18 protein-coding genes are annotated in these 22,166 nt (G+C 70.8%); 13 read left to right on the top strand and 5 right to left on the bottom strand.

Features of this window, described 5'->3' with window-relative positions; all coding sequences use genetic code 11:
• Positions 1-181 precede the first annotated feature (181 nt).
• Positions 182-3,217: a sacsin N-terminal ATP-binding-like domain-containing protein gene (locus EDD27_RS39715; protein WP_127936959.1), complete on the top strand. Its 3,036-nt coding sequence runs from the start codon at positions 182-184 to the stop codon at positions 3,215-3,217.
• A gap of 115 nt (positions 3,218-3,332) precedes the next feature.
• On the opposite strand, the gene EDD27_RS39710 is transcribed toward EDD27_RS39715, so the two are convergent.
• Positions 3,333-4,805 (bottom strand): alpha/beta hydrolase, encoded by a 1,473-nt coding sequence (locus EDD27_RS39710; RefSeq protein ID WP_127936958.1) that lies wholly within the window; start codon positions 4,803-4,805, stop codon positions 3,333-3,335.
• A 93-nt stretch (positions 4,806-4,898) separates the two neighbouring features.
• Positions 4,899-5,108 (bottom strand): DUF2530 domain-containing protein, encoded by a 210-nt coding sequence (locus EDD27_RS39705; protein ID WP_127936957.1) that lies wholly within the window; start codon positions 5,106-5,108, stop codon positions 4,899-4,901.
• Positions 5,109-5,192: 84 nt separating this feature from the next.
• Here EDD27_RS39705 and EDD27_RS39700 point away from each other — a divergent pair, with 84 nt between their 5' ends.
• From EDD27_RS39700 to thpR, 4 genes are all read left to right on the top strand, one after another.
• A complete protein-coding gene (locus EDD27_RS39700) occupies positions 5,193-6,725 on the top strand; it encodes an NCS2 family permease (RefSeq protein WP_127936956.1) in 1,533 nt (510 codons plus the stop codon).
• A gap of 124 nt (positions 6,726-6,849) precedes the next feature.
• Positions 6,850-7,302 carry a MarR family winged helix-turn-helix transcriptional regulator gene (locus tag EDD27_RS39695; RefSeq protein ID WP_127936955.1) on the top strand — a complete coding sequence of 151 codons (453 nt, stop codon included), beginning with the start codon at positions 6,850-6,852 and terminating at the stop codon, positions 7,300-7,302.
• Between the two features lie 23 nt (positions 7,303-7,325).
• Positions 7,326-8,555, top strand: coding sequence for an MFS transporter (locus tag EDD27_RS39690; RefSeq protein WP_127936954.1), 1,230 nt, complete (start codon positions 7,326-7,328; stop codon positions 8,553-8,555).
• A gap of 9 nt (positions 8,556-8,564) precedes the next feature.
• Positions 8,565-9,122 carry an RNA 2',3'-cyclic phosphodiesterase gene (gene thpR, locus EDD27_RS39685; protein WP_127936953.1) on the top strand — a complete coding sequence of 186 codons (558 nt, stop codon included), beginning with the start codon at positions 8,565-8,567 and terminating at the stop codon, positions 9,120-9,122.
• A 124-nt stretch (positions 9,123-9,246) separates the two neighbouring features.
• On the opposite strand, the gene EDD27_RS39680 is transcribed toward thpR, so the two are convergent.
• Entirely contained in the window at positions 9,247-10,215 is a 969-nt protein-coding gene (locus tag EDD27_RS39680; protein WP_127936952.1) for an aldo/keto reductase, read from the bottom strand.
• 50 nt (positions 10,216-10,265) lie between these two features.
• On the opposite strand from EDD27_RS39680, the gene EDD27_RS39675 reads away from it, so the two are divergent.
• Positions 10,266-11,552: an MATE family efflux transporter gene (locus tag EDD27_RS39675; RefSeq protein WP_127936951.1), complete on the top strand. Its 1,287-nt coding sequence runs from the start codon at positions 10,266-10,268 to the stop codon at positions 11,550-11,552.
• Between the two features lie 64 nt (positions 11,553-11,616).
• Entirely contained in the window at positions 11,617-12,627 is a 1,011-nt protein-coding gene (locus EDD27_RS39670) for a hypothetical protein (protein ID WP_127936950.1), read from the top strand.
• 227 nt (positions 12,628-12,854) lie between these two features.
• Here EDD27_RS39670 and EDD27_RS39665 read toward each other — a convergent pair whose 3' ends face one another.
• Positions 12,855-13,223, bottom strand: coding sequence for a hypothetical protein (locus EDD27_RS39665; RefSeq protein ID WP_127936949.1), 369 nt, complete (start codon positions 13,221-13,223; stop codon positions 12,855-12,857).
• Positions 13,224-13,293: 70 nt separating this feature from the next.
• On the opposite strand from EDD27_RS39665, the gene lhgO reads away from it, so the two are divergent.
• The 6 genes from lhgO to EDD27_RS39635 all read left to right on the top strand — a co-directional run bounded on the left by lhgO (position 13,294) and on the right by EDD27_RS39635 (position 20,959).
• On the top strand, positions 13,294-14,484 hold the full coding sequence (lhgO, locus tag EDD27_RS39660; protein WP_127936948.1) for an L-2-hydroxyglutarate oxidase: 1,191 nt from the start codon (positions 13,294-13,296) through the stop codon (positions 14,482-14,484).
• Positions 14,485-14,501: 17 nt separating this feature from the next.
• Entirely contained in the window at positions 14,502-15,194 is a 693-nt protein-coding gene (locus EDD27_RS39655; protein ID WP_127936947.1) for a response regulator transcription factor, read from the top strand.
• On the top strand, positions 15,194-16,606 hold the full coding sequence (locus EDD27_RS39650; RefSeq protein WP_127936946.1) for a sensor histidine kinase: 1,413 nt from the start codon (positions 15,194-15,196) through the stop codon (positions 16,604-16,606). The genes EDD27_RS39655 and EDD27_RS39650 overlap by 1 nt, the downstream gene beginning before the upstream one ends.
• Positions 16,607-16,650: 44 nt before the next feature.
• Positions 16,651-17,346, top strand: coding sequence for a response regulator transcription factor (locus tag EDD27_RS39645; RefSeq protein ID WP_127941271.1), 696 nt, complete (start codon positions 16,651-16,653; stop codon positions 17,344-17,346).
• Between the two features lie 74 nt (positions 17,347-17,420).
• Entirely contained in the window at positions 17,421-19,283 is a 1,863-nt protein-coding gene (locus EDD27_RS39640) for a dynamin family protein (RefSeq protein WP_241564503.1), read from the top strand.
• Positions 19,280-20,959, top strand: coding sequence for a YfjP family GTPase (locus EDD27_RS39635; RefSeq protein WP_127936945.1), 1,680 nt, complete (start codon positions 19,280-19,282; stop codon positions 20,957-20,959). The genes EDD27_RS39640 and EDD27_RS39635 overlap by 4 nt, the downstream gene beginning before the upstream one ends.
• Here EDD27_RS39635 and EDD27_RS39630 read toward each other — a convergent pair.
• Positions 20,934-22,109, bottom strand: a complete 1,176-nt coding sequence (locus EDD27_RS39630; RefSeq protein WP_127936944.1) for an MFS transporter — start codon at positions 22,107-22,109, stop codon at positions 20,934-20,936. The genes EDD27_RS39635 and EDD27_RS39630 overlap by 26 nt on opposite strands.
• Positions 22,110-22,166: the final 57 nt, after the last annotated feature.

Here is a 22,166-nt window from a genome sequence, read left to right as displayed (position 1 = left end):
CCCGCCACGGCTGGTGGGACCCGCCGGGCGGGGCTTTGGCGCTGCCTTCATGTGGCGGCGTGCGCCCGATCGGGAGTCCGGTCAGCGGGCTGCCCCGGTGGTCGGTGAAGGCGGCGATCGTTGTCGGCCGGGGCCGCTAACCTACCCTGGCCCCCTACTCCTCAACACTGGATCGTGATCGATGACCGACACCTTTGGCTGTGACCGGATGCGAGCCGCCGTCCTGGCGGCCTGGACGGCCTCGCCGGCCAGGTTCCGCGAGGACGCCAACGCCGAGGAGGACTTCGCGCTCGGCGGCTACCGCGACCGGCTGATCGTCGAGCTCGCGCAGAACGCCGCCGACGCGGCGCTGCGCGCGGGCGTGCCAGGGGTGCTCCGGCTGACGCTGCGCGGCGACGTGCTCACGGCCGCCAACACCGGCGCCCCGCTCGACGCCACCGGCGTGCAGAGCCTGTCCACGCTGCGGGCCTCGGGCAAGCGGGACGAGGCAGGCGCGGCGGGGCGGTTCGGTGTCGGGTTCGCGGCGGTGGTGTCGGTCACCGACGCGCCGTCCATCGGCTCGCGCGGAAGCGGCGCCGTTCGGTGGTCCCGTACGGAGACCGCCGCCCTGGTCGGCGAGATCCACGCGCTGGCGGGTGAGCTCGCCGACCGGTCGGGGCACGTGCCGCTGCTCAGGCTGCCGTTCGACGAGCCGCCCATGGTCGACATCCCCGAGGGGTTCGACACGCTCGTCCGCCTGCCGCTGCGCGACCAGGCCGCCGTCGAGGCGGTCCGGGGCATGCTGACCGAGACCAGCCCCGCTTTGCTGCTCGGCATGCCCGCGCTGGAGGCCATCGAGGTCGACCTCGACGGCACAGTCCGCAGGGTGGTAGCCGACGGCTGGCACGTGGTGTCGGAGTCGGGCGAGTTCACGCCGGACGAGGTGAGCAGGCTCTTCGCCGACCGGCCCACCGAGGAGCGTGCCCGCCCCTACTGGTCGCTGCGCTGGGCGGTGCCCCTCACCGGCACCGGGGACCCCGGGCCGCTGCCGGGCACAGTGCCGCCCGTCGTGCACGCTCCCACGCCCAGCGATGAGCCGCTCGACCTGCCCGCGCTGCTGATCGCCTCCTTCCCGATGGCCACCGACCGGCGGCACGTCGCCAAGGGGCCGTTGACCGACTTCCTCGTCGAACGGGCCGCCGACGCGTACGTCAAGCTCCTGCGTGAGCTGCCGCGCACGCCCAAGCTGCTGGACCTCGTGCCCTCCCTCATGGGCAAGGGCGAGCTCGACGCCAGGATCCGCAGGGCCGTGCTGGGCCGGTTGCCCGGCACGCCCCTCCTGCCTGCCCTGTCCGCGCCCGCGCCGGTCGTGCAGAGTCCGTCGTTCGCCGACGCCGAGGTCTACGAGCCGGATGCCGAGTGGCAGGTCGAGCACCCGGCGCCAGAGCCCGGCGCCGACGGATGGGTGGTCTCCGGCCGTGAGGCGGCCGTGCTCACGTCGGGGTCGGGGGAGCTGCTGGAGACGGTCGCCGGCTTCGTGCCGGGGCTGCTGCCCGCCGGGTGGCCGCCGCGGCATCCTGCCATGACGGCGCTCGGCGTACGCAAGGTGGAGCTGTCCGATGTCGTGGACCTGCTGTCCGGCGAGGCCGTGGAGGCACGCGAGCCGTCGTGGTGGCGTTCGCTCTACGAGGTGTTGCCCGCCGACGATCCCGAGTCGCTCGGCGCCCTGCCGGTGCCCCTGACGGACGGGCGGCTCGTACGCGGGCCGCGCGGCACGCTGATCCTCACCGACGGCGGGGCCGAGCTCGACCTGACCCCGCTCGGGCTGCGCATCGTGCACCCTGACGCCGCCCACCCCGCGCTGCTCAGGCTGGGCGCCGCCGAGGCCACGCCGCGCACCGTCCTCGAGGACCCGCTGACCAAGGCCGCCGTCGCGCAGTCGCTCGACAGCCCGGACCATGAGCTGGTGGCGCGGGCCGTGTTGTCCCTCGTCGACGCGGCCGGGCTGGCGCCCGGTGAGGCGCCGTGGCTCGCCGAGCTGGCCCTGCCCGGCACCGACGGCGAGCTCTACCCGGCCGGTGAGCTCATGCTGGCCGACGGGGCGCTGGCGGGCGTGCTGGAGCCCGGCACGCACATCGGGGTGGCCGCGGCCGAGTTGGAGGAGACCTACGGCGCGCGGGTGCTGGCCGCCGCGGGGGTGCTAGACGGGTTCGCGATGGTGCAGGACGAGGACGTGCTGCTCGACCCCGACGAGTGCGACCACGATCTCGACGGCGAGGACGAGTGGCTCGACCACGTGCTCGATCTGCTGCCCGAGCTGGACGTGCCGCCGCTGGTGGCCGAGTTCACGGCCGTGCGGGATCTGGAGCTGGTGGCCGACTGGCCGGCCGCGCTGGAGCTGCTCACCAGGCCGCCGTTGCGGGCCGCCCTGCATCCGCTGCGGATCGAGGGTGTGGAGGTGCCGTCCTATACGGCGTGGTGGCTGGCCAACCATCCGGTGCTGGGCGGGCGCAAGCCTCTGGAGCTGCGGCTGCCCGGGGCCGACCCGCTCCTCCAGGGCCTTTACGCCGACGCGTCCCCTGAACTCGACGAGGGCGCGCTGTCGATGCTGGGGGTGCGTACGACCCTGACCGAGCTGCTGGCCTCGCACGGCGGCCCGGAGGAGCTGCTGGACCTGATGGCCGACGAGTCCATCGAGGTGGACCGGGCCCAGCTGCGTGCGCTGTGGGTCGCCCTGGCGGCCGTGGATCCGTCGCGGGTGGCGCCGCCGTCCCGGGTGCGGGCCGTGCTCCGCGGGGACATCGTGGTGGTGCCGGCCGACGACGCGGTCGTCGTGGAGGCTCCTGACCTGTTGCAGCTCGTCGTGGACCGGCCCTTGGTGCTGGCCCCGTACGATCTGGCCGAGTCGTTGTCGGAGCTGCTCGACCTGCCGTTGGCCGGGGAGCTGACCGCGGGAGAGGTCACCTCGCAGGGGGAGGTCCGGCCGGTGCCCGCCGAGGTGCGGTCCCTGCTGCCCACAGCGCCTGAGACGTATGTGGAGCACGAGAAGTTGCTGGTGGACGGGGTGGAGTGCGCGTGGCGATACTTCGAGGGTGCCGTCCACTGCACGGGGGTCGATGGGCTGGCCCGCGGGCTGGCCTGGGCCACGGGCCAGTGGAACGACCGGCTCGCGGTGGCCGCCCTGCTCCGCGACCCGGAGTCGGTGCCGCTCCTCCTGGCGGAGGCCGACCTGTCCTGACGGCCGCTGCTTGACGCGCTGCCGGTCGGACGGCGCCGGTTGGCGTGCGGGCCCGGGCGCGGCCATGGGCGGCTGGGGCCCGTACGCCGCACCGGGGAGCCGCGGTGGCGATGGGTCAGGCGGGGCAGGTGGTGTTCTGGGCGGGGACCGTGCCCTCCAGCACGTACGCGTCCACCGCCTTCATCACGCACCCGTTCCCGCTCAGATAAGCGCCGTGCCCCTCACCCTCATAGGTGACCAGGACACCGGTCTTGAGCTGCCGCGTCAGCGTCTCGGCCCACTGGTAGGGCGTGGCGGGGTCTCCCTTGCCGCCGATCACCACGATGGGTGCCGAGCCGGTGGCGTCGATGCGCTTGGCGGCATCGTCCCCGGGCACCGGCCAGTGGGCGCACACGCCGATCGACGCGTCCGTCGCCAGGATCGGGAAGATCTCCTTGATCCGCTCGTTGATCTGGGCGACCTCGGCGGCGGTGGGGCGTTCGGCGTTGTCGGCGCAGTTGATGGCCTGCAGGCTCGTCATCGCCGTCGTGTACGTCCCGTCCGCCTTGCGGCCGGTGTAGGAGTCCGCCAGCGTGAGCATCGCGGTGCCGTTCCCCTTGATGGCGGCCGCGACGGCCTGCTCCAGCATCGGCCAGGTGGCCTTGGCGTACAGCGGCGTGATGACGGCGAGCTGGCCCAGCCCGTACGTGAGCTGCCGCTCTCCCACCTTGAGCGGCTTGTCCTTCAACCCGTTGAGCAGTTGCTCGACCGTCCGCTCGACGGCGGCCGGGTCGGTGCCGAGCTCGCAGCTCTGGGCCACGCAGTCCTTCGCGAACGCCTCGAAGGCCCGGTCGAAGCCGGTCGCCTGGGTGACCGCCCGCTCCTCGAAGCCGCCCCTCGGGTCGAAGGCGCTGTCGAGGACGAAGCGGCCGACGTTCTTGGGGAAGTGGGTGGCGTACACGGCGCCGAGGTGGGTGCCGTAGGACAGGCCGAAGTAATTGAGGCGTGTGTCTCCCACCGCGGCCCTGATGAGGTCGAGGTCCTTGGCGGCCTGCACGGTGCCTACGTACGGCAGGATCTTGCCGGAGTCCTTCTTGCAGGCCGTCGCGAACTCCTTGGCCAGCCGGTCGCCTGCGGCGTTGTTCTCGGCCTCCAGCAGCTTGTCGATCTGGCCGCCGCACTTGACGCCGGAGCTGCGCTCGACGCCGCGCGGGTCGAAGCTGACCAGGTCGTACCGGGTGCCCAGGTTGCCGAACGCGCTGGCGGCCATGGCCAGCGTGTCCACGCCCGACCCGCCGGGGCCGCCGAAGTTGAAGACGAGCGAGCCGAGGCGGTCGTCGCCGGCGGCCTTGATCCGGATCAGGGCGAGGTCGATCTTCTCGCCGTCAGGCTGGGCGTGGTCGAGCGGCACCTGGATCTTGCCGCACTCGACGCCGGGGCCGGGGGCGACCGGCTTGCCGTCGGGGCCGGTCAGATCGGTGCACTTGGTCCACGCGACCGTGCCCGCGTTCTTGGCGGTGGGGGCGGAGGTGTCCGCCGACTCAGTGCCGATGCCGCAGCCGGTGAGGACCGCTGCCCCCAGGAGAAATGTCGCGATGGGCTTCTTCATGCTGACAAGCATGGTCGCCCGGGGATATGCCGATGTAGTGGGCGGTAACACCGCTTGAGGGTGACTTCGGGGAAGCGCAGGAGATGACGAATGTCAGCTCCTGGGGCGGCGCACCAGCCACATGCCGAGGAAGCCGAAGCCGATCCCGGTCACGCACGTCCAGATCCACCACTCGTTCCCCGGGGCGGGGCGGAAGATCAGCAGAACGACCAGGGCGACGGCCCACAGGGCGGTGCCCACGGCGACGGCCGCCACGTCATTGGTCTTGATCGGCTCGGGATCGGGGTGCCACTCCTGCTTCACGGATCCAGCCTACCGACAAGAAACCTGCTTCATCGGACTGCCGCCCCACCGTCTGCGCCTGGTCCAGACCGTAGCGACAGTCCGATGAGCAGATTTCTCATCGGGCTTCCAATCGGGTCTCGATCTCATCACTGCCACTTTTCGCAGTTCACGCATGCTGTCACTCTTCGCGTCGTGAGCGACACTCGTAACGCAATAGATCGATTCTTCGCAATCTCCGCACGGGGATCGACATTCTCCCGTGAGATCCGCGGCGGCCTGGCCACGTTCTTCACCATGGCGTACATCGTGGTGCTGAACCCCCTCATCATCGCCACCGGCAAGGACGTGACCGGCCAGTACATCGGCGACGGCACGACGCCCAAGGTGGCGCTGGTCGCCGCGGGCACGGCTTTCGTGGCGGGTGTGATGACGATCCTCATGGGCGTCATCGGCAGGGTGCCCTTCGCCATGGCCGCCGGGCTGGGATTGAACGCCTTCGTCACTTTCAGCATCGCGTCGGTGATGACCTGGGAGGAGGCGATGGGCCTGGTCTTCCTCGAAGGCGTCATCATCGCCGTCCTGGTGCTGACCGGGCTCAGGACGGCGGTGTTCCACGCCATCCCGGCCCAGCTCAAGACCGCCATCAGCGTCGGCATCGGGCTGTTCATCGCGCTGATCGGCTTCGTGGACGCGGGCTTCGTGCGCCGCGTGCCCGCCGGGCCGCCGCTGGAGATGGGCATCGCGGGCAGCCTGACCTCGTGGCCGATCTTCGTGTTCATCATCGGGCTGCTGGCCACGGCCGCGATGGTGGCGCGCAAGGTGAAGGGCGCCATCCTCATCGGCATCATCGGCACGACCATCCTCGCGATCATCGTCGAGCTGCTCGCGAAGGCCGGCACCTTCTCGGCGGAGAACCCCGGCGGTTGGCAGCTGAACCGCCCCGTCGTCCCCGACCAGATCTTCGGATTCCACAACCCGTTCGTGTTGTTCACCGAGTTCGACCCGTTCGGCGGCTTCATCCGCGTCGATGTGCTGCTGGCCGCGCTGCTGGTGTTCACGCTGCTCATCACGGACTTCTTCGACACCATGGGCACGATCGTCGGCGTCGGCCGGCAGGCGAACCTGGTCCAGGAGGACGGGACGCTGCCGCGTACCAAGGAGATCCTGCTCGTCGACTCGCTGGGCGCGGCGGCTGGTGGCGCGGGCTCGGTCTCCTCGAACACCACCTACATCGAGTCGGCCGCCGGCGTCGGCGAGGGCGCTCGCACTGGCCTCGCCAGCGTCGTCACGGGACTGTTGTTCCTGGTGGCGATCTTCTTCGCGCCGCTCGTCCAGGTCGTCCCGTACGAGGCCGCCGCCCCCGCACTGGTCCTGGTCGGCTTCCTGATGATGACCGCGGTGCGCGACATCGACTGGAGCGACTACGAGATCTCGATCCCGGCGTTCCTCACCATCGTGATCATGCCGTTCACCTATTCGATCTCGAACGGCATCGGCGCCGGTTTCATCGCCTACGTGCTGATCAAGGTCGTCCGCGGCAAGGCGCGGGAGATTCACCCGCTGCTGTGGGGCGTCGCCATCCTCTTCGCGCTCTACTTCGCGATCGGCCCGATCCGGGCGCTCCTCGGACTCTGAGCACGCAATCTGCCTGGAGCCGCCCCGCGCGCGTGGGGCGGCTTCGGGGTATCAAGGGTGAGACAAACCCTCACGGATTGGGAAATATCTTGCTATGCCGTATAGTTAGCAAAGGTAATGACTCATGCTAACCAACACCCAGCACAAGATGGACCTGCGCAGCGACGCAGGCCTGGCTTCGGCCTTGCGCGTTTCGCTCGCAAGGCTGACCAGGCGCCTACGACGGCAGGCGGCGGCGCACTCGCTGACGCCCACACAGTTCGCGACGCTCGCGGCCGTAGAACGGCATTCCGGGATAACCCCCGGCGAATTGGCCGAGCTCGAGAAGGTGCAGCCGCCCTCGATGACGCGCGTGATCGCGGCGCTCGAGGAACGCGGTCTGCTCGCCCGTACCCCGCATCCGACCGACCGGCGCCAGGTGACCGTGACCGTGACCGAGGCCGCCGAGAAGCTGCTGAAGGAGGAGCGGCGCCGCAAGGAGGCGTGGCTGACACAGCGGCTGAAGGAGCTCTCGCCGGAGGAGAGGTCGATCCTCAGGCAGGCCGCTCCGATTCTGGAGAAGCTCAGCAAGATATAGAGCCTGAGCAACGCAAGACCGGGATGTTCCGGTCGCTCCACATTCACAACTACCGCATGTTCGCCGCCGGTGGCACCGTCTCCAACGTCGGCACCTGGCTCCAGCGCACCGCCCAGGACTGGCTGGTGCTCGATCTCACCCACGGCAGCGCGGCGGCGCTCGGCACGGCGACCGCGCTGCAGTTCCTGCCGATGTTGTTGTTCGGCATGTTCGGCGGCGTCCTCGCCGACCGTTACCCCAAGCGGCCCATCCTCATCACCGCCCAGACGCTGATGGCCGCGCTCGCACTCACCATCGGCGTGCTGACGATGACCGGCTCCGCCCAGGTGTGGCACGTCTACGTGATGGCGTTCGTCCTCGGCATGATCTCCTGCGTGGAGGTGCCGACGCGGCAGGCGTTCGTGGTCGAGATGGTCGGCCGCAGGGACCTGCCGAACGCGATCGCGCTCAACAGCTCCATCTTCAACCTGGCCCGCGTGGTCGGCCCGGCGCTGGCCGGCGTGCTGATCTACGTGTTCGGCGGAACGGGACCGCTCTTCCTCATCAACGCCCTGACGTTCGGCGGGGTCATCTCGAGCCTGGTCTTCATGAGGAAGTCCGAGCTCAACCCGACGGATCCGGTGCCGAGGGCGAAGGGCCAGCTCAGAGAGGGCCTGAAGTACGTCATCCGGCGCGAGGAGCTGCTCATGCCGGTGCTGCTGATCGGGTTCGTGTCGATGTTCTCGCAGTCGTTCTCGATGTCGATCGCGCTCATGGCCCGTGAGGTGTTCAAGGCCGGCGCGTCCTCGTTCGGGCTGGCCTCCAGCATGTTCGCGGTGGGCGCGCTCGGCGGGGCGCTGCTCGCGGCGCGCCGGGCCAGGCTGTCGAAAAAGGTGTTGTTCGCCGGGGCGCTCGGGTTCGGGTTGTTCCAGATCGCCACCGGACTCGCGCCCTTCTACCCGGCCTACCTGCTGCTGCTGATCCCGACCGGGATCGCGCTGATCACCATCAACACGGCCGCGAACGCCAGCGTCCAGCTCGCCACCTCCCCGGAGATGCGGGGCCGGGTCATGGGCATCTACATGCTGGTGTTCACCGGTGGCGCGCCGCTCGGCGCACCGCTGATCGGGTGGCTGTCCGAGCTGGGCGGACCACGCGCCGGCGTCATCCTGTCCGGCGTGCTGGTGCTGGCCGGAACCGGGCTGGCGGTGCTCATGACGCGCCTGATCGGCCGCCGGGTCCGCAGGAGGCCTGTTCTCGCCATGGCGGGATAATCGATTGGCATGAGGCTCTTCGCGGCCCTCGTGCCGCCCGACGAGGTGTTGGACGAGATCTCGCGCGCGATCGCGCCGCACGTCGGGCAGGTGCCGGGGCTGCGCTGGCCGGATCGGGCCGGCTGGCACATCACGCTCGGTTTCTTCGGCGAGGTGCCGGAGGAGGTGCTGCCAGAGATGGAGGTGCGCCTGGCCCGTGCCGTACGCAGACACCCTGCGCTGGACCTCGCCTTCGAGGGCTTCGGCGGCTTCTCTTCGCTACGGCGGGCCAGGGTCTTCTGGATCGGCGTCACCGGCGACTCGATGACCAGGCTGGCCGACTCGGTCAAGGCGGGCGCCCGCCGCGCCGGCGCCACGCAGACCGACGAGAAACGTTTCCACCCGCATCTCACGCTGGCCCGCGCCAAGGTGGAGACGGACCTCCGCCCGCTGGTCGAGTCGCTGTCCGGGTTCAGCGGCTCCCCGTGGCGGGCGGAGCGGGTCCATCTCGTCCGCAGTTATCCGGGACCCCATGTGAGGTACGAGTCACTCGCCGAATGGGCGCTCGCACCCGCCGAGCGGGGCTAGGCTCCAGGTCGTGGATCGTCCTCGCCCCTGGTTGCTGCCCATCGTGCTCGGCGTGCTCCTGCTGATCGTGGTCATCGGCGCGCTGCTGACCTGATCGTGGCCCTCGGCGCGCTGCCGACTCGACCTACCAGGCGTAGTCCTCCGGGGCCGTCCTGTGGCCGGGGAAGATCTCGTCCAGGCGGGCCAGGGCGGCCTCGTCCAGCTCGATCTCCAGGGTCCGCATGCTGCCGTCGAGCTGCTCCAGCGTGCGCGGGCCGATGATCGGCGCGGTGACCGCCCGCTGCTTGAGCAGCCAGGCCAGGGCCACGTAAGCCGGCTCCTCGCCCAGCTCGTCGCAGAACTTCTCGTACTGCTCGATCTTGTCGCGGTGCTTCTCGAGCTGCTTGACCATGTGGTCGGCGGCCGACCGGCCCTTGTCGATCTTACGGAGCACACCGCCGAGCAGGCCGCCGGCCAGCGGGCTCCACGGGATCACGCCGAGGCCGTAGTCCTCGCACGCGGGCAGCACCTCCAGCTCGACCGTGCGGGTGAGCAGGTTGTAGTGGGACTGCTCGCTGATGAATCCGTTGAAGTTACGCTTGGCCGCCGTCTCCTGGGCCTTGGCGAGGTGCCAGCCGGCGAAGTTGGACGAGCCGACGTAGATGATCTTGCCCTGCTGGCGCAGGATCTCCATGGCCTCCCAGAACTCCTCGAACGGGGTGTCCCGGTCGACGTGGTGGGCCTGGTAGATGTCGATGTAGTCGGTCTGCAGCCGCTTCAGCGAGGCGTCACAGGCCTTGCGGATGTGGAGCGCGGACAACTTCTTGTCGTTGGGCCAGTCGCTCATCGGGCCGTTGAGCTTGGTCGCGATGACGGTCTTCTCCCGGCGCCCGCCGCCCTGGGCGAACCACCGGCCGATGATCTGCTCGGTGACGCCCTCGCCCTGCTTCCAGCCGTAGACGTCGGCGGTGTCGAAGAAGTTGATGCCCAGTTCCAGGGCCCTGTCCATGATCGCGAAGGAGTCTTCCTCCGAGGTCTGCGGGCCGAAGTTCATGGTGCCGAGGCAGAGCGGGCTCACCTGCAGGCCACTGCGTCCGAGGTTGACGTATTCCATGGTTCAAACCCTAGAGACCTGGAGTGCGCTCCAGGCCATAGGGTTGTCGGGTGATCGCTCTGCTTCGTGGCGCGGTGCCGCTGTTCGTCGCGATGGTCACGGGCATGGTGGGCTCGGTGGTGGTCACCTCCGTGCTGGGCAAACACGACACCGTCACGCTGGCCGCGTTCGCTGTCACGATCGCCGTGGCCAACCCCGCGACCGCCGCCGTCCAGGGCGCGTTACGCGGGCTGGGACCGTTCGTCGCCCCGCACCGTGAGGAGCCTGCGGCGGCCGTGCCGATCGTGCGGGACGCGCGCTGGCTCAGCCTCGCCACCGGGGCGGTCGGCGCCCTGGCGGTGCTGTGCGTGCCGTTGCTGGCCGGGGCCACCGGGGTGCCCGCCGAGGTGGTGCGCGAGCTTGGCCTGCTGCCCTACTTCCTCGCCGTCTCCGTGATGGTCTTCGCCTCCACGGGCGGCACGAGCACCATCCTGATCGCACTCGGGCGCAATCCCCAGGTGTTGTGGGCGAGCCTGACCGCCGCGGTGCTGCTCAGCGTGCTGGCCGTCGTGCTGGTGCCGACGCTCGGGCTCACCGGGGTCGGCCTGGCCTGGTTGGTCTCGGGGACGGCGGCGGCGATCGTGTCGGTCTTCAACCAGCGTCGCGCGTTCGGGCGCGCCGTCGGGTGGGCGGGGCCCAGAGTTGGGGAGATCGTCGGGCTGGCCCGGGTCAGCATCCCGCTGGCGGCCACCGTACTGATCAAATTCGGTGTGCTCGGCGTCGTCACCTTCGCCGCGAGCACCACCAGCGTGCGGGACACCGCCGCGCATGCGGTGCTGACCACGCTCACCGGCCTCATCCTGGTGGCCTCGGTCGCCGTGGGCCAGGCGTCCGTGCCGGAGGTGACCCGGGCCGGTGACGCCGCCGAAGCCCGGCGCGCCAGCCGGACCGCCACCCTGCTGGCGATGATGGGAGCGGGAGCGGGAGCGCTCCTGCTGCTGGTGTTCGGCACGCAGGTCCTGACGTTGTTCAGCGACGACCCGGCGGTCCGCGAGCGGGCGCTGGCGTTGTTGCCGCTGATGCTGCTGTCGTCGTTGTGCGACGCCGCGCAGGCCGTCAAGGGCATGGGGCTGACCGCGCTGAAGCGGTCGAGCGCGAGCCTGTGGTACTTCGCCGTCGGGTACGGCCTCCTCGTCCTGGCCGCCGTGCCCGTGGCGAGGACATGGGGGATCACCGGGTTGTGGGTGGCGATGGCGGCGGCCAACGGGCTGCTGGCGGTGCTCCAGGGGCTCGGCTTCCACCGCCACAGCGCCAGGGTCGGTCAGCGGCTCGAGCCTTCCCAGGTGCGGAAGGTGTAGCCGGCGACCGCGAGCGGCCGTGGATGTCCTCGTTGGAAGGCGGCGGGTGAGGCATGATGGCGGCGTGGGGGATGTCATGATCAGGGTGCTTGCCGTCGCCGCGGCGACCTGCTGTCTTGCCGCCGTTCCCGCCCATGCGGCGGACGACGGGACGGAGAAGCTCTTCACCTTCAAGGACCCGGAGATCACGGAGTCCAGTGGCCTGGCCATGTCGCCGACGCACGGCGGCGTCTACTACACGCACAACGACAGCGCCGCCACCCCGACCTTCTACGCGGTCGACGGCAACGGGCGCACTCGGGCCACCTATCAGGTGCGAGGGGCGCAGGCCAGGGACTGGGAGGCGATGGCGGCGACCAAGGACCCGGCGACCGGCCGCGGGGTGCTCTGGTTTGCCGACATCGGTGACAACCTGGACGGGGCGTGGCCGGACATCTCCATCTACAAGGTGATGGAGCCTCGCACGCTCGGCGACGCCGTCCTGCCCGCGACCCGCTACCGCTTCCGGTACGCCGACGGCGCCCGCAACGCCGAAGGCATGATGATCAACCCGAAGACCGGCCGCCTCTACGTGGTGTCCAAGGAATTCGCCGGCTCCGTCTACGCCGCACCCAAGAAGCTCCGCACGGACCGCCCCAACATCCTGCGCAAGGTCGCGAGCGCGCCCATCATGGCCACCGACGCGGCCTACGCCCCCGACGGCTCCTCCTACGTCATCCGCACCTACTTCTCCGCCACCCTCTACAAACCCTCCGGCGAGTCGATCTCCAAGGTGACGATGCCGGACCTGAAGCAGTCAGAATCGATCGCCTACACCCTGGACGGCACCGCCCTGCTCACCGGCACAGAAGGGCCGAAGAGCCCGGTCTACCGGGTCCCACTCCCGGCTCGCGCCCAGCCCACGCCCACGCCCACACCCAGCCCGGCCAGTGCCGAGAGCACGCCAGAGCCGTCACCGCAGGCGGCAGCCGACGGCGGTGGGGGAGGGCTGACGGCCAAGGATGTCTTCATCTGGCTGGCGGCGGCAGTGGCGGCCACAGGCGTGATCACCTTCATAGCCCGCCGCACCCGGTGACGGCGATCATCTTTTACGGTCGCCCAGCGGCGCTCCAACCGCCGACGTCGGTGACCGGCCCTCCAGGGAGACGCTTACCGGCTTCACCGCCGCGCCGCCGAAACGGCGCATGCTTGACCGATTTCGGTGGCGAAGCGGTCACCAGGTGCGGCGGGCGATAAGGCGACACACCCGTCGCCGTCACCAGGTGCGGCGGGTGATGAAGGCGACACCGTGAGGTTGATCTTTTATCGAGGACGGAGGGTCGTGAACATGTCGCCGCGAAGGGCCGCCTCGACGGCGGCGATGCTGCGGGACAGGCGCACGAGTCGCGGCCCCTCCTCCCGGTAGGTGTCCAGGACGGCTTCGATGACATGCGGCGCCAGATGCCCTTTCAGATCAACCGCCGCCGCCCGATAGCCGGCCCGTGCGCCTTCGATGGCGGCGGCCACATGGTGCCTGGCCATGCTGGCCAGGGCCACAGGGTGCCTGCGGAGCACCTCGTACGCGCGGTATTCCGGCGGCACCGCGTCGAGCAGCCAGGCCACTGCCGAGGTCTCCCAGTCCGGAACGCTGGGTGGACGGACCTCGGCGGGCCACTCCGGCGGGAGGTACATACGTGCATCGTACTCATGTTCGATTCGTCCAGATATGGCGGTAAGGGCCGGTTAGCCGGAAAATCGTCGTGTGACGGAGAAGATCGGGATCGTGGGCGCGGGCATCGTCGGGCTGGCGGTGGCGCGCGAGCTCGCCACCACCCGGGGTGCCGAAGTGACGGTGCTGGAGAAGGAGAGCCGCGTCGCCGCCCATCAGACCGGCCACAACAGCGGCGTCGTGCACGCGGGCATCTACTACCCGCCGGGCTCGCTCAAGGCCAGGCTGTGCCGGGAGGGCGTGGCGCTGCTCAAGGACTACTGCGCCGCGAACGAGCTGCCGTACGACGAGGTCGGCAAGCTGGTGATCGCCAGCACCGGCGCCGAGCGCCCGCGGCTCCACGCGCTGGCCGAGCGCGCCCGCGCCAACGGGGTGCCGGGCATCGCCGAGCTGGACGCGCTGGCGCTGCGTGAGATCGAGCCGCACGCTGTGGGCGTGGGCGCGATCCACTCGCCGCACACCGCGATCTGCGACTTCGCCGCCGTCGCCCGCCGGCTGGCGCTCGACGTGGTGGAAATGGGCGGGTCCGTACGGCTCTCGCACCCGGTACGGGCGATCAGGGAGCGCTCGGCGGGCGTGCAGGTCCTGGCGGGGCGGCGCAGGTTCACCTTCGACCGGCTGGTGGTGTGCGGAGGGCTGGGGACCGACGCGGTGGCCAGGATGGCCGGGCGTCCGGGGGATGTCAGGATCGTCCCGTTCCGCGGGGAGTTCTACGCGCTGAGGGGTGCGGCCAAGGATCTCGTTCGCGGGCTGATCTATCCGGTGCCCGATCCGCGGTATCCGTTCCTGGGCGTGCACCTGACCCGGCAGACGGATGGCGGGGTGCTGGTGGGGCCGAATGCGGTGCTCGCCCTGGCTTACGAGGGCTACGGATGGCGCAATATCCGAAATTTCCGGCAAATTCTCGGCTGGCCGGGCACCATACGCCTCGCCCGTCGCCATTGGCGCACCGGCCTCAAAGAGATCCGCGGATCACTCATCAAGAGCGCCTTCCTCAAAGGCGCGCAGCGCTACGTTCCCGAGCTGACCGCCGCCGACCTGACCCGGGCGCGTAGTGGCGTCCGCGCCCAGGCCGTGGCCAGGGACGGCGGCATGGTCGACGACTTCGTGGTCGACGTGCACGACAACGTGGTTCTGGTACGCAACGCGCCCTCCCCGGCCGCCACGTCCAGCCTGGCGATTGCCCGGCACATTGCCGGAATTGTCCCAGCACTCGTCCGATGAGGGCATCCTTGGATGTGATGGAATCACGCCTGCTAATCGTCGAGGACGATCCGAACATCCTCGAACTCCTCGCCGCGAGCCTGAGGTTCGCGGGATTCGACGTGACCACGGCCAAGAGCGGCCTCGACGCCGTCGCCGCCGTGCAACGGCACCGCCCTGACCTCGTCGTGCTCGACGTCATGCTGCCCGACCTGGACGGTTTCGAAATCGTCAAGCGCATGCGCGGCGGCGGAGTGCACACGCCGGTGGTGTTCCTGACCGCCCGTGACGAGACCGAGGACAAGATCCGCGGTCTCACGATCGGCGGCGACGACTACGTCACCAAGCCGTTCAGCCTGGAAGAGGTGGTCGCCAGGATCCACGCGGTGCTCCGCCGGACCGCCGGGGAGCAGCAGGCGGCGCCGCCGCGGCTGACGTTCGCCGACATCGAGCTGGACGAGGAGAGCCACGAGGTGTGGCGCGGGGGCAACGCGGTGGCGCTGTCGCCGACGGAGTTCAAGCTGCTGCGGTACTTCATGACGAACGCCGGCCGGGTCCTGTCCAAGCCCCAGATCCTCGACCACGTGTGGGACTACGACTTCAGGGGCGAGGTAGGCATCGTGGAGTCGTACGTGTCCGTCCTGCGCCGGAAGATCGACAACCGGAGTCCTCGGCTCATCCACACCCTGCGTGGTGTCGGATACGTCCTTCGCCTGCCGCCGAGTCCCTGATGCGCGGCCTGCCGCTGAGGATCAAGCTGATCGCGTCGACACTGGCGCTGCTGGGATTCGGCATGACCTTCATCGGCCTGGTGAGCGTCTCGGTGCTGCACGGCTATCTCATCGACCGGGTGGACGGCCAGCTCCAGCTCCTCAGCGTGCGCATGTACAAGAAGGTCATCGCGATCGGCAAGAAGGACCTGGAAATCTCCGATCGGCCCATCCTCATCGAGTCGGACGCGATCGTCCTGGTCAAGGAGCCCGGCGGCGAGTTCGTGCCGATGCTCACCGACCGCGACGTCGACATGAAGCCCAAGCCCGTCCTCTCGCCCGTGGCGGGCCCCGAGCCCTACACGACGCCCGCCGTCAAGGGCAGCGGCGAGTGGCGGGTGCTGGAGAGCCTGGTCGATGGGCGCACGCTCGTCGTCGCGGTGGACCTGGAGGAGGTCGACGCGATCACCCGGCGCCTGGTGCTCATCGAGTTGCTGGGCGGCGGTGGCATCCTGCTCATCCTGGCCGTCGTGGGGGTCACGATCGTACGGCGCAGCATGCGCCCGCTCGGCCAGATCCAGCGCACGGCCGAGGCCATCGCGGGCGGCGAGCTCGGCCGGCGGGTGCCGGACGCCGACCCCCGTACCGAGGTCGGCCGGCTGGCCAGGTCGCTGAACGGCATGCTGGCCCAGATCGAGGCCGCCTTCGCCGCCAGGTCGGCCTCCGAGGCGGCGGCCCGGCGCTCCGAGGACCGCATGCGCCAGTTCGTCGGCGACGCCTCGCACGAGCTGCGTACCCCGCTGACCTCCATCCGCGGCTTCGCCGAATACGCCAGGCAGAACCCCGGAGCCGACCCCGCCGAGCTGATGCAGCGCGTGGAGAAGGCCGCCGGGCGGATGAGCCTGCTGGTCGACGACCTGCTGTTACTGGCTCGGGTGGACCAGCAGCGGCCGCTGCAGATGCGGCCCGTGGACATGCTGGCGCTGGCCGCGGACGCCGTACAGGACGCCAGGATCCTCGCGCCCGATCGGGTGATCAAGCTGGACGTGGTCGGGGGCGCGGCCCTGATCGTCTCCGGCGACGAGGTACGCCTGCGCCAGGTCGTCAGCAACCTCGTCACCAACGCGATCGTGCACACCGAGGCCGGCTCGCCGATCATCGTCAGGGTCGGGGCCGGCACGGACAAGGTCTTCTTCGAGGTCGTCGACAGCGGGCCCGGCCTCACCCCCGAGCAGGTCGAGCACGTCTTCGAACGCTTCTACCGCGCCGATTCCGCCAGGTCCCGCCGCCGCTCGGCCGAGGATCGCGGCAGCGGGCTCGGCCTCGCCATCGTGCAGGCGCTCGTACGGGCCCACGGCGGCACGGTCACCGTGGACAGCTCGCCGCAGAGCGGCTCCACCTTCCGGGTCGAACTCCCACTTGCCTTGGAGTGAGCCTTCAGCTAACCCTCAGGTGGCTGCGTCACTCTAAGTAGGTGATGAAGCCCGAGCTCCGCGAGTTCCGCGAGGCGCTGATCATGGTGGTGGACGACGAGCCCAGCATCAGGGATCTGCTCTCCGCCAGCCTGCGCTTTTCCGGGTTCGAGGTGCTGACCGCCGCCGACGGCCAGGAGGCCGTGGAGGTGGCCGAGCGGGCCTCGCCCGACCTCGTGGTTCTCGACGTGATGTTGCCCGACCTCGACGGGCTCGAGGTGGCCAAGAGGATCGACGCGCCCGTGTTGTTCCTGACCGCCCGCGACGCCACCGAGGAGAAGATCGCGGGGCTGCGGGTCGGGGACGACTACGTGACCAAGCCGTTCAGCCTGGAAGAGGTGCAGGCCAGGATCCGGGCGGTGTTGCGGCGCACGCGGTCCGAGGGCGCGCCCGCCAGCAAGCTGAAGGTGGCCGACCTCGAGCTGGACGAGGACGCCCGCGAGGTGTGGCGGGGCGGGCGCCAGATCCGGCTGTCGCCGACGGAGTTCAAGCTGCTGCACTACTTCATGGTCAACGCCGGACGGGTGCTCTCGAAGGCGCAGATCCTCGACCACGTGTGGAACTACGACTTCGGCGGGGACGCCGGGGTCGTCGAGTCGTACGTCTCCTACCTCAGACGCAAGGTGGACGACGTCGAGCCGCGGCTCATCCACACCCTCCGGAGCGTCGGCTACGTGCTGAGGGAACCGCCGACGAGCTAGCCCGATTGTCCATGAAATGCCATGGAAAGGCGCTGCGACCTCGATCGTGCGAAGAACAGGGCTAACGTGGGTTTATGGACCTGTTGGGCGCGCTGGAGTCACTGCGCCGGCCGCTCGATCGTGACCTGTTCCCCCTGACGATCGGCGAGACGGCGGCGGACCGGCGTGCGCTGCGGGAGCTGACCGGGCAGCTCGACGACTACCTGCTGCCCCGGCTGCGTGCCCTGGACGCGCCGCTGCTCGCCGTCGTCGGCGGGTCCACGGGGGCGGGCAAGTCCACGCTGGTCAACTCGCTGGTCGGGGCCGACGTGGCCGAGCCGGGAGTGCTGCGGCCCACCACGTTGGTCCCCACGCTCGTGGTCAGCCCGGACGACCACGCCTGGTTCATGGGCCAGAACGTGCTGCCGGGGCTGTCCCGCGCCACCGGCTCAGGGCCGGGTGCGCTACGCGTCGTGACCTCGTCGTCCCTGGGCGCCGGTCTCGCGTTGCTCGACGCACCCGACATCGACTCGGTGGTGACGTCGAACCGGGAGCTCGCCGCCCAACTGCTGGCCGCCGCGGATTTGTGGCTGTTCGTCACGACCGCCGCCCGGTACGCCGACGAGGTGCCGTGGAGTTTCCTGCGCTCGGCACGCGAACGCAGCACCGCACTGGCCGTCGTACTCGATCGGGTGCCGCCGGACGCCGTCGAGCCCGTCGCCCGCGACCTCTCCCGCCTCCTCACCGAGAACGGCCTCGACGGCACCCGCCTGTTCACCGTTCCGGAGGCGGTGCTGCCGTCCGAGAAGGCGCGGCTGCCGGTCGCGTCGGTCCAGCCCATCGCCTCCTGGCTGGCCGGGCTGGCCGCCGACGCCGCGGAAAGAGCGCGCGTCGTACGCCAGACGTTGTCGGGCGCGCTCGACAGCCTGGACACCCGGGTGCCCGCGCTGGCCACGGCCGTCTCGCGCCAGCAGGCCGCTTTCGACGGGCTGCGCTCCATCGTGTCCGGCGCGTACGCCGGCGCGATGGCCGACTTCGACGAGGGCATGCGGGACGGGTCGCTGCTGCGGGGCGAGGTGCTGGCCCGCTGGCAGGACTTCATCGGCACCGGCGACCTCATGCGCTCCCTGGAGAGCCGGGTGGGCTGGCTACGCGACCGCATTGTCGGCTTCTTCACGGGGCGGGTGCCGGAGGTCCAGCTCAAGGAGGCCCTGGAGAGCAGCGTCGAGACCCTGATCCGCGGCGCCGCCGACGGGGCCGCCGAACGTGCCCTGGAGGGCTGGTCGGCCGCGCCCGGCGGGCCCGGCCTGCTCGAACGCCTCGGCGCCATCGAATCCGCCCGGCTCGGCCGCGCCTCGCCCGACCTCGGCAAACGGGCCGAGTCGGTGGTGCGGGGCTGGCAGGAATACGTCTTGGACCTGGTGCGGGCCGAAGGCGCGGAGAAGCGGACCACGGCGCGGGTGGCGTCGTTCGGGGTGAACGGGGCGGGGCTGCTGCTCATGCTGGCCGTGTTCGCCTCCACGGGCGGGCTGACCGGGATCGAGGTGGGGATCGCAGGCGGGACGAGCGTGTTGTCGCAGAAGCTGCTGGAGGCGGTGTTCGGCGACCAGGCGGTGCGGACGCTGACGGCTCGGGCGCGGGAAGATCTACGTGAGCGGGTGCGGGGGCTGCTCGATGCGGAGTCCGCCCGGTTCAACGCCCTCCTGGAGGTCATAGAGCCGCCGCGCGACACGGCGGACGCGCTGCTCGCGGCCTTGCGCTCGGTACGCGCCCACCACGCCGACCTCCCGACGGCCGCAACACCCGGCTCGGCTACCGGTCCCGGGCCGGCGGGTGGCCCGGGCCGGACTTACGAGCAGGGGCGCGACTCAGCCTCAGGCGGCGAGGCCGGTGGGGGTGGGCCGTCCGGTGGTTCGCCGCCGTCGGAGGGCGGCACGACGCCGGAGGAGGGCCGGTGAAGCTGCTGCGCCGCAAGGAAGGCCCGTCACTCGACTCCCGGCTGGCCGCACTGCTGGAGGCGGCCTCTCTGGGCGAGGGGCGGCTGGCCGAGCAGGCGGTGTCGAGCGCCCGGTCGGTCGCGGAACGAGCCGGCGTACGTCGCAGCCTGTCCCTCGACCACACCGTGGCCGCCCTGGCGGGTGCGACCGGCAGCGGGAAGTCGTCACTTTACAACGCCCTGGCCGGCGAGGACCTGGCGACCGTCGGCGTCACCCGGCCCACGACCTCAACGGCCCAGGCGGCGCTCTGGGACGGGCAAGGCTCCGGCCCCCTGCTGGACTGGCTCGAGATCCCACAACGCCACGCCGCGGCCTCCACCTCCGACATGTCCGGCCTCGTCCTCCTTGACCTTCCGGACCACGACTCCATCCGCCTCTCCCATCGCCTGGAAGTGGACCGCCTCGTCGAGATGGTGGATCTACTGGTGTGGGTGGTGGATCCGCAGAAGTACGCCGACGCCGCACTCCACGAGCGCTACCTGCGCCCGCTGGCCGGGCACCGGGACGTGACGGTGGTGGTGCTCAACCAGGTGGATCGCCTGCCCCCGCAGGCCGTCGACCGCTGCGTACGCGACCTGCGCCGGCTGCTGGACGACGACGGGCTGGAAGGTGTGCCGGTGCTCGCCGTCTCGGCCCGTACCGGCACCGGCCTGGCCGAGCTCCGCTCCCTCCTCGCAGACCGCGTCGCCCACCGCAAAGCCTGGTCCGCCCGCCTGGCCGCGGACATCACCGCCGCCGCAGACCACCTCACGACATACTCGGGCGGGTCGGATGCGGATGCGGCAGGGCGTCGTGCGGAGAGCGGCCGGGGCAAGCGCGCGGCCGAGCGGGATCGGGCGCTCACGGTCGCGCTCTCCGAGGCGGCCGGGGTGCCGCTGGTCGTGGAGGCCGTGGCCAAGGGGCACCGGCATCGGGCAATCGTCGCCACCGGATGGCCGGTGACCCGATGGGCCCGGCGGTTCCGGCCGGATCCGCTTCGCAGGTTGCGCATCGGCGGCATCGCCCCGGCCGGCAGGGCGTCAAGGGAGCTGCGCGGGAGGCAGGCAGGGGAGGTCGTCGGGCGTACCTCCGTGCCGGCCGCGTCCGCCGTGCAGCGGGCGCAGGTCGAGACGGCGATCAGGGACGTCGGCGAGTCGGCGGTGGAGGGGCTGCCGGGGCCGTGGGCCGCGGCGGTGCGGCAGGCGGCGCGTTCCCGTTCCGAGGACCTGGCGGACGCGGTGGATCGGGCGGTGGCCACGGCATCCATCGACGCCACCCGGCGCCCCAGGTGGTGGCGGGCCGTGAACGTGCTGCAGTGGCTGGTGTTCGCCGGTATGGCGGCCGCCGCCCTGTGGCTGGGCGTGTTGTTCGGGATGGACTACCTGCGCCTGCCCCAGCCGCCGCTCCCCACAGTGGGCGATGTGCCGTGGCCGACGGTCCTGCTGGTGGGCGGTGCGCTGGCAGGTGTGGTGATCGCGATGTTGTCGCGGCTGGTCGCCTGGGCGGGTGGCAGGCGCCGGGCTCGGCGTACGGCCAGGGCGCTGCGTGCGGCCATCGGCCAGGTCGGCAAGGAGCAGGTGCTGGACCCCGTGGAGGAGGAACTGGACAGGTACGCCCGCTTCACCGACGCACTCAACCGCGCCCGCGCCCGCGCCTGAGCAGCACCATGGCGAGCCCCGCGCCGAGGAGCGCGGATGCCGAGGCCACCAGGAACGGCGCCGAGGCGCCGAACCGTTCCCCGGCCACCCCGGCCACCCCCGATCCGATCGCACCCCCCATCCCCAAGGCGGTGGACACCCATCCGAACGCCTCCGCCTGCGCCCCCGGCGCGAACTCATCCACCAGCAGCGACGACGTCGTCAACGCCGGGTTGAACATCATCCCGCCCGCACACAGCACCACCCAGAACACCGGCAGCGCACCGATCAGCATCAGCGGCGCCAGCATGACCCCGACCGCCAGCATCAGCGCCACCAGTCGCACCTCGACCGGCGACATCCACGAACGCGCACCATAGGCGACCGCCCCCGCGATCCCTCCTAAGGAGAGCGCCGCCACCAGCACCCCAGCCGCGGCCGGAACGTCCCGAGCGGCGGCGAGCGCGGGCACTCCGACCTGCAGCGCCCCGAAGACCCCGCCGTGCATCAGCACCACGGCCAGCAGCACCAGCATCCGCCGGTCGGCGAACACCCGTCCCCGGTCCCGCGCCCCAGGGGTCTGGCCTCCCCGAAGGGCCCGTGAGAAGGCCAGCGTCGCGGCCCCGGCGGCCACCGTGACCACGCCGAGCGCCAGCGAGGAGGACGCCACCGCGATCATCAGCCCGAACAGCAGCGGCCCGACGAGCATGGCCAGTTCCTGCACCAGGAACACGAGGCTGTAGGCGGCGGTGCGCCCTTCGCCCGCGACACGACGGCCCCACTCGAACCGCATGGTCACCGAAATCGGCGGCAACCCGGCCCCCGCGATCACGGCCAGCCCGGCGAACGTCCACACGGGCCACCCGGCGACCGCACCGGCGACGAGCGCGATGAGCGCGGCGACGTGCAGGAACGCCGCGCCCGCCAGCACCCGACGCGACCCGCGCCGGTCGATGAGACGGCCCTGGACGGGCCTGGCCACGCCCGCGCCCACGGAGAAGGCCGCGACGCAGAGGCCCGCGACCGCCAGGGACCCGGTCGCCGACTCGACGACCAGCACCATTCCCACCGGCGCCACTTGCTGCGTGAGCTGGGCGAGGAACCCGAGCACGGCCTGCGCGGGCACGCCGGGCATCCCGAGCAGCACGCGGTACGGCGTCCTTCGTCCCATCCGCCCACGCTATCGTCAAGATCGATCGAGCCCGGGAAGAGGGCGATGGCGGGGTGT

Source organism: Nonomuraea polychroma (assembly GCF_004011505.1).
Lineage (GTDB): Bacteria > Actinomycetota > Actinomycetes > Streptosporangiales > Streptosporangiaceae > Nonomuraea > Nonomuraea polychroma.
Note: the sequence above shows the minus strand (reverse complement) of the source record. Positions and strands in the feature narration are given on the sequence as shown.

Bases quoted from the DNA above. Each gene is read 5' to 3' on its own strand.
- EDD27_RS39680 (WP_127936952.1), bottom strand. From the start codon at position 10,215: ATGGAATACGTCAACCTCGGACGCAGTGGCCTGCAGGTGAGCCCGCTC.
- EDD27_RS39695 (WP_127936955.1), top strand. From the start codon at position 6,850: ATGCTAACCAACACCCAGCACAAGATGGACCTGCGCAGCGACGCAGGC.
- EDD27_RS39715 (WP_127936959.1), top strand. From the start codon at position 182: ATGACCGACACCTTTGGCTGTGACCGGATGCGAGCCGCCGTCCTGGCG.
- EDD27_RS39690 (WP_127936954.1), top strand. From the start codon at position 7,326: ATGTTCCGGTCGCTCCACATTCACAACTACCGCATGTTCGCCGCCGGT.
- EDD27_RS39655 (WP_127936947.1), top strand. From the start codon at position 14,502: ATGGAATCACGCCTGCTAATCGTCGAGGACGATCCGAACATCCTCGAA.
- EDD27_RS39640 (WP_241564503.1), top strand. From the start codon at position 17,421: ATGGACCTGTTGGGCGCGCTGGAGTCACTGCGCCGGCCGCTCGATCGT.
- EDD27_RS39710 (WP_127936958.1), bottom strand. From the start codon at position 4,805: ATGAAGAAGCCCATCGCGACATTTCTCCTGGGGGCAGCGGTCCTCACC.
- EDD27_RS39650 (WP_127936946.1), top strand. From the start codon at position 15,194: ATGCGCGGCCTGCCGCTGAGGATCAAGCTGATCGCGTCGACACTGGCG.
- thpR (WP_127936953.1), top strand. From the start codon at position 8,565: ATGAGGCTCTTCGCGGCCCTCGTGCCGCCCGACGAGGTGTTGGACGAG.
- EDD27_RS39630 (WP_127936944.1), bottom strand. From the start codon at position 22,109: ATGGGACGAAGGACGCCGTACCGCGTGCTGCTCGGGATGCCCGGCGTG.
- EDD27_RS39645 (WP_127941271.1), top strand. From the start codon at position 16,651: ATGAAGCCCGAGCTCCGCGAGTTCCGCGAGGCGCTGATCATGGTGGTG.
- EDD27_RS39700 (WP_127936956.1), top strand. From the start codon at position 5,193: ATGAGCAGATTTCTCATCGGGCTTCCAATCGGGTCTCGATCTCATCAC.
- EDD27_RS39665 (WP_127936949.1), bottom strand. From the start codon at position 13,223: ATGTACCTCCCGCCGGAGTGGCCCGCCGAGGTCCGTCCACCCAGCGTT.